This window comes from Acinetobacter sp. RIT698 (assembly GCF_009668065.1).
Lineage (GTDB): Bacteria > Pseudomonadota > Gammaproteobacteria > Pseudomonadales > Moraxellaceae > Acinetobacter > Acinetobacter guillouiae.
Map to the genome: position 1 here is coordinate 140,820 of NZ_WJYH01000002.1, position 14,113 is coordinate 154,932.

Below are 14,113 nucleotides of genomic sequence, written 5' to 3' on the forward strand. Positions count from 1 at the left end.
ACGTTATTTAAATACGTCATGTCAGATATAGCAGCATAAAACGGCTACAGTGTTATAAATTCACTTCTCGCATTCAACTTTATCTCTCACGATGTTTTAATAGTTGATCTGCAACATTATTTAAATAAGTTTCTTCTTTTTGATCCAAAGCCCATGGATATTCAAGATTAGGGCGAATGCCTTGTCCGTCAATCATATTGCCATTAGGCGTATAATAATGCGAAACCGTCATTTGTAATGCGGCGCCATTTGGCAATGGGAATAATTTCTGTACAACGCCTTTGCCATAGCTTTTTTCACCAATGACCCAAGCACGTTGATGCTCTTTCATTGCAGCCGTAAAGACTTCTGCGGCAGATGCCGAACGACCATTAATCAAAATACCTAATTTGGTATTAGACGACTCATCACCCGGTAAGGCTTGGAATTGTTGATTGCCTTCTGAACGGCTTTTGGTCGAAACAATCGTTCCCTGAGTTAAAAACAGATCAGCCGTTTCAACAGCCGCTGAGAGTAAACCACCGGGGTTATTGCGCAGATCGAATAGCACGGCTTTTACTTTTTGAGTGCTATATTCTTCAATTAAACGTTTAATTTCATTGGCCGTATCTTGTTGAAAGACTTTGACTTTAAGAACCAAAACCTGATTATGCAACATAACCGGCTCTATATCCGCCACTTCCAATTTTCGATTTCTGACCACAGTGATTGCTGGGCTTTTTTCATTCAGTTGCAACTGAAAAGTTGAACCAATTGAGCCATGTAATAAGTCTTCAACTTGCTGAGCATTTAAGTTTTTAAGTTCTTGATTCTCAATTTTAAAAATAGTGAAGCCATTTTTTAAACCAAGTTTAAATGAGTCTGAATTATCGCGTAAATTCTTCACTTTCCATTGATGAATATGATTATCAAAAGCCAATTCAAAGTCAGCAGTCGCAAGGTCACTTTCCGTATATTGCATCAACTGTTTATATTCTTCAGGACTCAGATAACGTGAATAGCGATCTAAACCACCTACCAGCCCTTTGATTGCCTGTAAAAACAAAACATCATCAGGTTTTTCCTGAACATAATTGTCTTTAACGATACCGTAAATTTGCACAAACTGCTCAATCGATTCAATGGGCACTTCCGCAATACTTTCTTCGACATCACCATCAAAATCAAGTGCGGCAGCATTTTCTGCCGCCCAAACTGAATGGCTCCCACAGGTCAACAATCCTGTTAATACAGCAATATATTTCCAAGCTTGAGCCATTCACGCACCTAGTTTTTAATAGAGATAATTTTATGCTTTCAATGTAATTAGATTACGGCCTTGCATTTCTGTCGGTACAGGGAGATGCATTAAACTTAAAATAGTCGGTGCAACATCTGCTAAAACTCCACCTTCAGCAATCGTCGCTGAGGTTGGTCCAACATAAATGAAAGGTACAAGTTCAGTGGTATGCTGGGTATGGACTTGACCACTCACATAATCCTGCATTTGCTCGACATTACCATGATCAGCGGTAATCAGCATGTGACCATGCTTTGCCATTACAGCTTCATATAAACGACCAAGGCTTATATCAACCGCTTCAACTGCTTTCACAGCTGCCTCAAACACGCCAGTATGACCCACCATATCACCATTGGCATAGTTCACCACCAAAAGGTCAAACTCGCCTGAATTGATCGCATCAACCAGCTTGTCGGTAACTTCTGGTGCGCTCATTTCTGGTTGTAAATCATAGGTCGCCACTTTAGGTGATGGGATTAGGATCCGTTTTTCACCTGGATATTCATCTTCACGACCACCACTAAAGAAGAAAGTCACATGAGCGTATTTTTCTGTTTCAGCAATACGTAACTGCGTTTTGCCTAAAGAAGATAAGTATTCACCAATTGAATTTTTTAAACCTTCTGGCATATATGCCACTGGTGCATCTATCGTCGCTTGATAACGCGTTAACATTACAAATTTAGATAGATGTGGTACTACTTTACGCTCAAAACCTGCAAAGTCTTGCTCTACAAATGCTTTGGTAATTTCACGGGCACGGTCTGCACGGAAATTCATAAAGACCACACTGTCGCCATCTTGGATTTTTGCAATTTCACCAATACGGGTTGCTTTAACAAATTCATCATTTTCATTGGCTGAATAAGCTTGCTCTAAACCTTCAACTGCTGAATCAACAACACGTAAAGCTTCTCCTTCAGTCATCAGACGGTAAGCTTGTTCCACACGATCCCAACGATTATCACGATCCATGGCAAAGTAACGTCCAATCATCGTGGCAATACGGCCTTGATTTGGATATTGTGCAAATACCGCATCGAGTTTTTCTAAAGAAGGTTTTGCACTCCGTGGTGGTGTATCACGACCATCTAAGAACGCATGTAAATAGACTTTTGCCCCACGCTTCAAGGCAAGCTCACACATCGCAATAATATGGTCTTGATGAGAGTGGACACCACCCTCTGACAACAATCCCATGATGTGTAATGCACCATTTGCCGCTTTGGCTTTTTCTACCGCATCAATCAGAACTTCATGCTCGAAAAAATCGCCTGTACGGATGTCTTTGGTAATACGAGTAAAATCTTGATACAGCACACGACCTGCACCCAAGTTCATATGACCCACTTCTGAGTTACCCATTTGCCCATCTGGCAAACCAACATCTTCACCTGAACCTGAAATTAAACTATGCGGATGCTTTTCTTGCATCATGGTTAGATTTGGCGTTTTTGCTGCTAAAAACGCATTATCTTCGACCGCTTCACGATGACCCACACCATCCATAATCACCAGAACGTGAGGGATTTTGCCAGCAGTTGCATCCGTCATGATTTACACTCTTTACTGTTTACAAATTAATCGTTACATCTTACCGTTTTTTTACGGCAGACTCTATGCTATGACCATGGCAAAAACGGGTTGCCATCATCTAAATTTCTAATCTAGTTAAAATCCAACCAATCTAACCAATTGATTCATAAAATTATCTTGCTCTATACAACAAATAACTGCCGATACCAAACATCAATACAATTGGCAAAAATACAAACCAAGCTGGAGATGGTGCGTAGACCAAACTTGCATAACCCAAGAAGTCTTGTATGTAATAGAAGCCTAAACCAACAAATAATGCGATCACTAAACGAAAACCCATAGATTGTTGACGCAAAGGCCCAAAAATAAATGAACAGGCAATCAAGACCAAAGCAAGCAATGCAAATGGTGAACCGATATTTTTCCAGAAAGCCAACAGATACGTCTTCGGTACTTGGCTATATTCATGCATATATTGCATAAAACTCAATAACTGTGTAGGTGCTAAGTCCTCAGGATTGATTGTCACCATATGCACGTATTTCGGTTGCAATGCGAGCGCTAAATCCTGTTGGTTTTTATTGACAACTTGAGCTTGACCATTGTCCAATAAATTGACTTGGGCACTTTGTTTTAAATTCCATTGACCCTCTTTTAAGAACTGACCTTCTTCCGAATTCAGTAACGATTTCATTCGATAATTTTCGTCAAAATCGACAACTTGAACTTGTTTTAGCGTTCCTTGTGAATTGGCATAATCAATATAAATAAAGCGTTGCCCTTCACGCGTCCAATAACCTTTAACTTCCCCAAGCGCCGCGACACTGCGATGGCTTTTAACACTTTTCGCCTGCTCGTTGGTATAGGGAATCACAAATTGCGTCAATAAAAATGAAAGCACCACCAAAAGCATTGCTGAACGCATCACCCAACCGACAATACGCCATAGGCTAATACCCGCCGCTCGCATCACAATCAATTCACTGTTGGAAGCCATTGAGCCTAAGCCCAATACAGCGCCGATCAAGGCAGCAATTGGAAGAATCTCATACAAATAACGAGGTGCACCCCATAAAACATATTGCAATGCATTCCAAGCCGTATAGCCTTGTTTTAGATCACTTAACTCACCCAAATAGGTGAATAAGATCTGTAAGCTGGCAAGAACTGCGGTCGCACCTAACATGGCGAGCAAGGTGGTTTTCGTCACATGTTTTGCGACAATTCTACGTGCTAACATTATGATTTTACTCGCTGTATTTGCTTTTTAATCTTAGGTGCTAATTTCTGTTTTCTTGAAAATAGAGCGGCAGCAACAGCATAGAATAATAACACTGCAGGATATGCCCAAACACCCACCTCATCCTTACTGATACGAGTTCGTATTGCCATAAGTGCCACAATTAAACTGGCAAAAATCAATAATGCAGGGAAAAGTTTGAGATAGCGACCTTGTCTAGGGCTGACTTCACATAGTGCTGTTGCCAGCATTAAAGCGACAATAATAGAAAATGGAACAAATAAACGCCATCCCAATTCACTTGCCACAACGGGGTCATTTCTATTTTCAAGCAATTTGCCAAATGATAGCCCCTCGACTTCATCACTTTCAAACTTGGCTTCTTTATTATTTTCTAAACGCAAACGATATGATTGGAATTCAGTTTGACTATATTTGGGTGTTCCAGGATAAATTTCATAACGACGGCCTTGGACTAAATCGACAACACTGGCAGTTTCATTGGCAATTTCAATCCGTGTTGCTTCCTTTGCCAAAATCATGACATCAGGTTTACCTTCTTTTTCAGCACGTTGATAAAAGAAAATATCTTTTAGATTTTTACGATCTTCAGATAAAGAGCCAGCATAAATCGTATAAGCTCCCGAAGAAATAAACTCACGTGGCCGAACTAAATCAAAGCCCGTTCGTACCGCTTGTGTAGAGATCAGTTGCTCATATTGACGAATTCCCCATGGAGACATCCAGATCATTAAGACACTTTGTACACACAAGTAAATAACGGTCAGTGGGATCAATAATCTGGCGACTTGAATACGGCTAATACCACTCCCGTTCAGTACCGCCATTTCATGATCGACATATAAACGACCAAAAACCAGCATCAACCCAATAAAGAAACCCAAAGGAAGAATTAAAGTCAAAAACTCAGGTAAACGAAAACCGATAATACTCAATAGAATACTCGGATCTACACGCCCCATAGCAGCTTGACCAAATCGTTTAATCAATTGCCCACCCATCATAATGACTGTCAATAATGTGACAACCACAAGAGAGGTCGAAACGACTTGTTTGACAAGGTAACGTCGAATAATCAAATTAATCTTCCAAATAAGGGTAATATCGTGATGTAGCGCTAGTTTACCCGAAGTTAAAATTATAAAACTAGATTGAAATTCTACCATTTGAAGTGGTTCAATGGTTTAATGATTTGAAATGTACAAAAGGCACAAAGACAACACATGAAACTTACGATCAATACGTCATTTTCAGCGTCTACATCTAGCCAGTCGTTATTTATTCTGGTGGATTCTGAAAACGCTAAGCAAGCTCAAGAAACATATAAAATCAATGACTTGAGCAGCATAATTGAAAACACTCAATTCAAAGCAAGTTTAAACGAAACTCTACCACTTATCGGAAAGCTAACTCAAGTTACGCAATGTACTTTAGTCGGCATAGATAAAGCCTCCGAAATTAAAGCCGCGAAATTAGCAAAAATCGCACAAACCATTATCAAAGCTTCACAAAAAAAATTCCAAAAAATTAGCATTGATATTTCGGCTTTGCCGTCTGAGTTACATTATCTATTTGCATTAAATTTGACGCAAGCTGCGTATGCTTATGATGAATTCAAATCGAAGAAGAATGAATTTACTTTAGAAAATATTGAATTTATTGCAACGCAATCGAGTCTGAGTGCAGAGCAGATCACGCTTATTGAAGCTGTTCAAAAGGGACAAAACTTTGCTCGTGACTTAGGTAACTGCCCTCCTAATATTTGCTTCCCTGAATATTTAGCAGAACAAGCACATGCTTTAGCAGCTGAATTCCCTGAGCTTTTACAAGTGACTGTACTTGAAGAACAACAACTTGCTGATCTAGGCATGCATGCTTTTCTTGCGGTAAGCAAAGGTTCTGATCGTCCAGGGCGTGTGATTACGCTTGAATATAAAGCCAATCCTGATCAAGCACCGATCGTGCTCGTGGGTAAAGGTGTGACTTTTGATACAGGTGGTATTTCATTAAAACCAGGCTTAGGCATGGATGAAATGAAATTTGATATGTGTGGTTCAGCATCTGTACTGGGTACGATTCGTGCACTTTGTGAAGCGAAACTCCCGATTCATGTTGTCGGTGCAATTGCCGCCGCTGAAAACATGCCTTCTGGTCATGCAACTCGCCCTGGTGATATTGTAACCACCATGAGTGGGCAAACGGTTGAAATCCTGAATACCGATGCCGAAGGTCGTTTAGTCCTTTGTGATACCTTAACCTATATTAAGCGCTTTAATCCTGCATTAGTGATTGATATTGCAACACTGACTGGTGCTTGTGTGGTCGCTTTAGGTTCAGTGGTTTCTGGTTTATTTACACCAGATGATGAACTTGCAGAAGAAATTACAGCAGCAGGACACACTGCATTTGACCGTGTATGGCGTATGCCCGTATATGACGATTATCAAGAACAACTTGATTCGCCATTTGCCGATATTGCCAATATTGGGGGTCCAAAAGCTGGCGCAGTTACAGCGGCCTGTTTCTTACAACGCTTTACCCGTGACTATCGTTGGGCACACTTAGATATCGCAGGTACAGCGTGGAATTCTGGTGCAAATAAAGGTGCAACAGGACGTCCAGTACCATTGTTGATGCAATTAATTGCCAACCGTGTACAAAAGAATGGCTAAAATTAGCTTTTATTTGTTTGAAAAAAGCCCTGAACGGCAGGTGGAAAGTGCCTGTCGTTTATGTCGTAAAATTTTACGAAATGCAGCCAAAGTTTGGTTGCATTGCCCTGATGTAGACATGCAGCAACAACTGGATGAACGTTTATGGAGTTTTGATCCGACCAGTTTTATTGCGCATGGAATTGATCAAATTGATGCACCGATCTGTATTTCTTCAAGATTACCTGAGTCTTTAGACTGGATTGTGTTTAATTTTAACAATCAAGCACTTGAACAAGTGACACAATTTAGTCACATTATAGAAATTATTGAAAATGCTGAGTCAGCAAAACAAATTGGTCGAGAGAAATATAAAGCCTATCGACGAATGGGTGTTTCGCCTCAAACATTTAAACTTTAATTCTTCATTCTCATTTTATATCAAGGAGATATGTGGTGACATTAAATGTCGGTCAAGATTTTAAAAAGCGCTGGTTAGATACGCCTGAAGCGGTACGCCAAACTTTTGTAGATGACCTCAACCGCATCTGTGACCTTCTCAGCCCGACAACAAATGTACAGGACTGGCTAAGTAACGACCAACGCCAAATGCAAGTGGCGCAACTCCAAGTTGAACACGCCTATGCTGAGCTAAAAGCCCAGCTGATTGAAGAAGCGCGAATCCGTAGACAATTGGCTCTTGAAAAATCTTTAGCTGAAAAACGAGCACTACAGCACGCATATAATTTAGAACTACAACAAGATGAAATTCAGCAGTTTGAACATCAACAATTGACCTTACAAAATTTACGTCAACAAATTGATATTGAAATTTCAGAATATAGTGAAAAATACACTAAAAATCCTGATTATCCAGCAATAGATTATGCCAATGGGCAATTCCGCATCACAGATGCACAAATGACTTCAGAGTTGGAAAGTGTTCGTCTACGTCTTGAGTTAGAAGCAGAAACGCTAATCGAACAGAGCCTAAATGCTTTACGTAGCAAACTGCAAACTGCGGCAAAAGAAGAAATTGAATATATTTTGGCAAATTCAAATTTTTCGACAGAAAAAAATAAAGTTTATTTATTTTAATCGGATATCCACGTTTACTTGTCACGAAAATGCAATATTAATGTCACATGATAGTCATCTCGGATGGCTTTAAAGCTTATGTGTACAGGTTAAAAATATTTTAAGTGATCAACTCAGTGAGTTTTTATTTTCAAGATAAAAATTTCCAATCACTTGCATCAGGATGAATAAAATGGATCTGCTTAACCACATTTCGAACCAAATTGCGCGACTACATTCAGGTGAAAAATGGACTGTTTCTATACAAGATTTACTGATTAGCCGTGTAGATTTTCAATCGCTTTCAGTATTTCTTTCTCGGGAATCTGAAAAAGGGACGTTCTCACTGACAGATACAGACAAGCTAAAATCGCGCTTTGAACATACCTCTTTGACGATTATCAAAAACTAATTAAGCCTGATATTTTGTCTCGTTCTCAAAGCAATTTCTTAGATAAACCAAAGTCTCATTTCGGCTTTGGTTTATCTAAATGTAGTGTGGAAACACAAAACCTCAACAGATAATTTTTGAAATTAGCTTTGCTTCAACCCGCAAGGTCTCATTGTTGTTTTGATCAATTTCAACCAAATATTTTCCATTGGAATAAAAAATAGAATTGTCTTTTAAAGCAAAACTCATCACGCCCTTTTTTAATACGATCATCTCACCAGAAGCTGTCATTTTGATCAACTCCCACGAGTTTGGAATCATCCCAGGATATTTTTCGCCAGCCTTCTGATTACGTTCTAAGTTTTGCTGAGCCTTAATCAAATTACCTTCAACAAATAGTTCTTCTTCTGACTTTTGTTGCGATTTGGCTGGATTATTTCCAGACGTTGTTTTTAACGATTCACCCGTATAGCGTTGAGTAAAGAAATCCAACCACCCCACAATCGCACGAATAATTTTAAAAGGCGCAAAAATAATATCTTTAAACGTTGTTAAAGGAGATTGGTGAGAACCATCACGGGAATATGGGCGCTTAATAAAGTACAAATTACCCAGCCCATCCATTTTTGGTTTAAAGAAATCAAACTTTGGATTTGAAGCGATTGTTTGCAACTCGCCTGTTCCCATATCCAAATGAAAAATTTCTTTGGGACTATAGGCAATACGGTGTTCACCATAGGCTAAACCACACGAATCATAATACAACTGCATGGTATCTCGCGGATCAAAACATGGATTTGAATCCTGACAATCCCCTTCGGTCAAATACTGTGTTCGATTGGCGTCTAAAGGCAGAATACAAATATGTCGTTCATAGCCCTGTGTGTTGACGGATAGTGCTAAACGCTTTTTGGACTCATCATAAGCCATGTCCTGCACCACAAAATCATTCTTTCGTAATACTAAGCCTTCGGTTTCTTGTAAATCTGTCAATGATTTGATATTGATCGAAGTGCCTTCTTGCAAACAAGCGGTATAAATCATTTTATGATCAACAGTAAGAGCAACATCTGTGGGGAAAATATGGTTTAAATCCACCTCATCATTTTGTGACGATGCTCCCATGAACTGTGCACCCGTACCTTTGGTTTTCCAATCTTTACGTTGTTGAATCTCAACTAAATTCTTTTTATATAAGTCAATCGCTTGGCAAGGAACCGTAATACTTTTATTCCCATCCAATAAATACAGATTTTGATTCGATAAATAAAGCAATGCTGCCATGTGTATTCCTTAATTTTACCTGCAATGGCGTGTTTCTCAATATTCCAGTTACAGTGTTTCTTGTAATTTGATGGATTTTCAATATAGCACAAGATGATGTTTAATGATTTGTATCTGTTTTCATCAATCTTTCCATTGTACTGACTTTCAAGCACAAAAAAAGCCTTTCACGAGAGAAAGGCTTTGATCTGTATATTGCATTCATTTGCGCAGATTAAGGCTGTTTTAAATAAGGCCACGCTGCTTTTAAATAAATAAACATCGACCAGAGTGTCAAAATGACCGCGGTATATAACAAGGCATAAGCCAGTATTTCAAGCGGCTGCCAATTCAGTAAAAACACCGTGATTGCAATCATCTGAAAGGCTGTTTTATATTTACCCACCGTGGAGACTGCCACATTGGTACGTGCACCTAATTCAGCCATCCATTCACGCAGTGCTGAAACTGTAATTTCACGTGAAATAATCACAATTGCAGCAAATGCCATAGTGATTGATGGTTGCCACTGCACTAAAACAATCAATGCTGCTGCCACCATTAATTTATCTGCAACTGGATCTAAAAACCGCCCAAAAGCTGAGGTTTGATTTAATGTTCGTGCCAGATAACCATCAAACCAATCTGTGACTGCAGCAACAACAAAAATTGCAGTCAAGATAATATGACGCGTCATACCACCAGTATGTCCAGCCACTCCAATTGCAGGTGGCCAATAGGCAATAATTAAAAAAACAGGAATTAACGCGATTCGAGCAAGCGTCAAGATATTTGGAATATTCAGGATACGACCTGTAGTCATAGACACCGCCAGTGAGTCCCCTACTTACCCGAATGAAGGTAAATAATAATTTAGAGTGAAGCTCTATTTCCTTAGTACTTTAAACGATTCACATGAAACTGTCGACTAGGTAAATACCGTAACCGTTTGTCTTGCAATCGCAATGAGTCGATTTTGTTCATCCCAAAGATAGGCATGTTCTGTTGCATATCCATGCTCAGCAAAGTCTGTAATCACTTTATATTTGAACCAATCATTCAACTGATTTTGTAAAGGATGGATAAACGTTACTTGCCACGTCAGTGTACTTGCAGGTGCTGGCAGTTTAAACATCGGCAATACACCGGGTGGCCAAACATCCATTAAGGTCATGATATCTGAGACATTCATTGCTCGATTGGCATGTAGCTCAGGGTCAAAACGACACCAACCTGAAAAATCAGGTTGTTTACTGCCTGACATTGGATAATTCCCTTCAGTCCATGCCAGTTGGAAATTTTTTACACACTCTGGAAAAGGTAAATATTTAGGGACAATATTAATCTGATCAAGTGACGGAAAATCAGGGGCTTGAGGCTCTAAAGACACTTGAATTTTAGAATCCCGTTGGCTACCAAAACTTGCAATTAAAATACTTTGCACAGCCTCATTTTGCCACAATCTGACTTCAATCGTCGTGACTGATTTACCCTGTCTCAGGATTTCAGCAGTCAATTTCACTGGCGTTTCTTCAACAGGTCCAACAAAAGTGACACTACAACTTAACAACTTTTTAACTGGATCATGAATGGTTGCAATTGCTTTATAAACCAACATACCTGCAACGAGACCACCAAAGATGGTACGCCCCTGCAACCATCCTCGAGGAATATCAATCCATTCTTCCTGTTCAATCTGCTGAAATAGCGATTCTAATGACATGATCTGTCCAATTTTTCGATCTTTGCTGTACTGTTTCATATTTAACGTGAGATGAAAATGATCAGTGACTCATGCGTCAATGGTTGTTTTGGCAAATGCTACTCATCATCGAGAACAATAACGATATTATTCATGCAACACTTTATAAATCATTCGTGCCATAACATCGCCTAGACCAGGAACATTTTTTAAGTCATGTTCAGAGGCTTTAAGTACCCCTTGAATACCACCAAAATGGGTCAGTAAATCACGGCGACGTTTTGGACCCAAGCCCGGAATAGCCTCAAGTACCGACCCTCCACGACGTTTATCTCGCTTAGCTCTATGCTTGGTAATTGCAAAGCGATGTGCTTCATCACGGACTTGCTGAATCAAATGCAGAGCTTTATGGTCTTCAGGAAGCTGAATCTTCGTGCCATCGGTAAAATGCAGTGTTTCTAAACCGGGTTTACGCCCTTCACCTTTGGAAACACCCACCATAAATGCATCTAAACCAAGCTCTTGCATAACTTCCATCGCCATATGAAGTTGCCCTTTACCCCCATCAATCAGTAATAAATCGGGTAACATGGCTTTTTTATAACGGCGTGTTAAGGCTTGGCGCATAGCGGCATAATCATCACCGCCGGTAATATCTTCAATCGCAAATTGACGATAATCGCGTTTACGTGCGCCACCTGCATCAAAAACCACACATGATGCAATGGTTGCTTCGCCCATAGTATGCGAAATATCAAAACACTCAATACGATCAACAGGTCGTCCGCAAACTTGTTCCAATTGATGAAAACGCTCATTTAATTCTAAATGATTGGCTAATTTTCCTTTAATCGCATGCTGAACATTCATTTCAGCCAACTCAAGCCATTCAGCACGAGTTTCACGAACATTGTGTTTAATCTGAATTTTCTTTTCAAACTGTTGATGTAAAGCTTCTTCTAGTTCTTTTCGGTCTGTCACATTCACATTGACAATCAGTTCAGCAGGAACTTCATCTGCGACCTGAAAATAAAAATTGGCGATAAAATCAGATAACATTTGCCCCAAATCATCACCCAACATATCGGGAAAATAACTTTTCCCACCCAGCATTTTCCCATTACGCACATGCATGATCTGTACACAGGTCACACCCGCTTGATAGGCAATGGCAAGAATATCCGCTTCGCCTTTAACTTTATAAATGGCTTGTTGTGCTTGGACATCACGCAGTAAGGCCATGCGGTCACGGTAAAATACTGCTTTCTCAAATTCTAAATTTTCTGCCGCCTGTTCCATTTTTTGAATCAATTCCTGATTCAGTTCTTTGGTATCACCATTTAAAAAACGAATCGAGTTTTGTACATCTTCATTATAGGCTTCGGCTGAAATCAGCCCCACACAAGGCGCAGTACAACGCTTGATCTGATATTGCAGACAAGGACGTTTACGCTGTGAAAAATAGCTGTTTTCACATTGGCGGACATTAAATAATTTTTGTAGAACTAAAAGCGTATCTCTTGCATTATAAGCGCTTGGATAGGGTCCAAAAAACTTACCCACTTGATGTTTGCCTTTGCCTCGCCCTGAAGCAATCCGCGGATAAGGTTTATCTGCGGAGACAAAAATATAGACATAGGATTTATCATCACGCAACATAATGTTATACGGTGGGCGATGCAGTTTTATTAGATTCTGTTCGAGCAATAAAGCTTCGGTTTCAGAACGGACGACAAGGGTTTCAATATTATAAATACGTGCAACCAAAGCCTGTGTTTTCGGGTGTTCAATGGTTTTGACAAAATAACTCAGTACGCGATTTTTTAGATTTTTGGCTTTTCCGACATATAATAATTCACCCTCTTTTCCCAGCATTTTATACACGCCAGGTAAAGTCGTCATATTGGCTAGAATCTTTTCGATATTTTCACGTGCGTTTTCGTTCACAGTAGACTTTTAACTTTGGACTATAAATGGATGATGTAGTTAGATCATCCATTTTTCAAGTCTACTTGAGTGAATTACTTGCGCTTTCAATTGGAAAATATCTTGATTTTTCATTTTTCAAAGGGCTGATTAACAGCTTTATAAGCGGTATGGTTCATCCAATTACACGCCAACTCATCAGATTTATGATAAAAAAATTCATTTTGAGGATGATATTTTCCTTGATAGTCTTTTCCATCTATTGTGAGCTTTACATTGCTATATAGGGTGTTTTCCTTATCTTTGAATCGAGTCCAAGCCACATTACTCCAATTTCCTGTTGCTTCTATTTCTAAATCTGCAAATACCTTTGCATCAACGATATACGGTAAGAACTCAATATATTCCTGATTACTATTGGCTGACAAACTTTGCCAACAAATAGAGCCTTTGGGAAATACTTCATTTGGCGAATAACCTAACCCTAAGATTGCAACTAAAATCTGACCTGCCGCACTACTATTCATTTGACGGATTGGGTTATTAATATCATCCGTGATCAATTGCCCTGAGACATCAATTTTCTTATATTGATAAGATAAAACCAAAGGTCGTTCAGCAATATAATTACTCACTGAATATTGTAATTTCTTTCCATCAAATGTTGCAGACTCACTCAGCAAAAATGTGTTTTGATCTAATTGTGGTGAGCTAAATGTCGAAATCGCATTTTGAGTTAGATAATATTTTGAAGTTTCTTCTATAGAAGCATCTTGAACCAAAAGATTTTTATTCTCCTTTATATGGTAAGTTTTTGCTTTCGGTAGTAAGTTAGAACCTCCACCTTGAAATGAGTATAGGGTATCAAATTTATTTGATTCTTTTTTTGAATCATCTGATCCGCCACCACAAGCTGTTAAAATTAAAGCATTGATTATAAAAAATATTGTTTTTTTCATTATATAGATTCACTGTACTATTTATTTTGAATCATTATTAACCAATATTTCGTAAAATCACA

General features: G+C 39.1%; 13 protein-coding genes. 4 read left to right on the plus strand and 9 right to left on the minus strand.

What is annotated here, in order from left to right; translation table 11 throughout:
• Window positions 1-79: 79 nt before the first annotated feature.
• From GJV03_RS01585 to lptF, 4 genes are all read right to left on the minus strand, one after another.
• Entirely contained in the window at window positions 80-1,258 is a 1,179-nt protein-coding gene (locus GJV03_RS01585) for a S41 family peptidase (RefSeq protein WP_151956268.1), read from the minus strand.
• 30 nt (window positions 1,259-1,288) lie between these two features.
• Window positions 1,289-2,836: a 2,3-bisphosphoglycerate-independent phosphoglycerate mutase gene (gpmI, locus tag GJV03_RS01590; RefSeq protein WP_154129321.1), complete on the minus strand. Its 1,548-nt coding sequence runs from the start codon at window positions 2,834-2,836 to the stop codon at window positions 1,289-1,291.
• A 154-nt stretch (window positions 2,837-2,990) separates the two neighbouring features.
• Complete coding sequence (gene lptG / locus GJV03_RS01595; RefSeq protein WP_151956266.1) at window positions 2,991-4,061, minus strand: LPS export ABC transporter permease LptG; 1,071 nt, start codon at window positions 4,059-4,061, stop codon at window positions 2,991-2,993.
• Window positions 4,061-5,161 carry an LPS export ABC transporter permease LptF gene (gene lptF / locus GJV03_RS01600; protein ID WP_035371793.1) on the minus strand — a complete coding sequence of 367 codons (1,101 nt, stop codon included), beginning with the start codon at window positions 5,159-5,161 and terminating at the stop codon, window positions 4,061-4,063. The genes lptG and lptF overlap by 1 nt, the downstream gene beginning before the upstream one ends.
• A 144-nt stretch (window positions 5,162-5,305) precedes the next feature.
• On the opposite strand from lptF, the gene GJV03_RS01605 reads away from it, so the two are divergent.
• The 4 genes from GJV03_RS01605 to GJV03_RS01620 all read left to right on the plus strand — a co-directional run bounded on the left by GJV03_RS01605 (window position 5,306) and on the right by GJV03_RS01620 (window position 8,222).
• Window positions 5,306-6,754 carry a leucyl aminopeptidase gene (locus GJV03_RS01605; protein ID WP_154129322.1) on the plus strand — a complete coding sequence of 483 codons (1,449 nt, stop codon included), beginning with the start codon at window positions 5,306-5,308 and terminating at the stop codon, window positions 6,752-6,754.
• Complete coding sequence (locus GJV03_RS01610; protein WP_004818553.1) at window positions 6,747-7,154, plus strand: DNA polymerase III subunit chi; 408 nt, start codon at window positions 6,747-6,749, stop codon at window positions 7,152-7,154. The genes GJV03_RS01605 and GJV03_RS01610 overlap by 8 nt, the downstream gene beginning before the upstream one ends.
• 35 nt (window positions 7,155-7,189) lie before the next feature.
• Window positions 7,190-7,831, plus strand: a complete 642-nt coding sequence (locus GJV03_RS01615) for a hypothetical protein (protein ID WP_354666820.1) — start codon at window positions 7,190-7,192, stop codon at window positions 7,829-7,831.
• A 172-nt stretch (window positions 7,832-8,003) separates the two neighbouring features.
• Entirely contained in the window at window positions 8,004-8,222 is a 219-nt protein-coding gene (locus GJV03_RS01620; protein ID WP_056516559.1) for a hypothetical protein, read from the plus strand.
• Window positions 8,223-8,324: 102 nt separating this feature from the next.
• Here GJV03_RS01620 and GJV03_RS01625 read toward each other — a convergent pair whose 3' ends face one another.
• From GJV03_RS01625 to GJV03_RS01645, 5 genes are all read right to left on the minus strand, one after another.
• The gene (locus GJV03_RS01625; protein WP_154129323.1) at window positions 8,325-9,485 is read right to left on the minus strand and encodes a hypothetical protein; all 1,161 of its coding nucleotides are present in this window, start codon (window positions 9,483-9,485) and stop codon (window positions 8,325-8,327) included.
• 214 nt (window positions 9,486-9,699) lie between these two features.
• Window positions 9,700-10,287 (minus strand): CDP-diacylglycerol--glycerol-3-phosphate 3-phosphatidyltransferase, encoded by a 588-nt coding sequence (gene pgsA, locus GJV03_RS01630; RefSeq protein ID WP_004718416.1) that lies wholly within the window; start codon window positions 10,285-10,287, stop codon window positions 9,700-9,702.
• A 105-nt stretch (window positions 10,288-10,392) separates the two neighbouring features.
• The gene (locus GJV03_RS01635; protein ID WP_154129324.1) at window positions 10,393-11,187 is read right to left on the minus strand and encodes a thioesterase family protein; all 795 of its coding nucleotides are present in this window, start codon (window positions 11,185-11,187) and stop codon (window positions 10,393-10,395) included.
• 126 nt (window positions 11,188-11,313) lie between these two features.
• Window positions 11,314-13,113, minus strand: coding sequence for an excinuclease ABC subunit UvrC (gene uvrC / locus GJV03_RS01640; protein ID WP_354666821.1), 1,800 nt, complete (start codon window positions 13,111-13,113; stop codon window positions 11,314-11,316).
• Window positions 13,114-13,223: 110 nt separating this feature from the next.
• A complete protein-coding gene (locus GJV03_RS01645) occupies window positions 13,224-14,051 on the minus strand; it encodes a hypothetical protein (protein WP_151956263.1) in 828 nt (275 codons plus the stop codon).
• Between the last annotated feature and the right edge of the window lie 62 nt (window positions 14,052-14,113).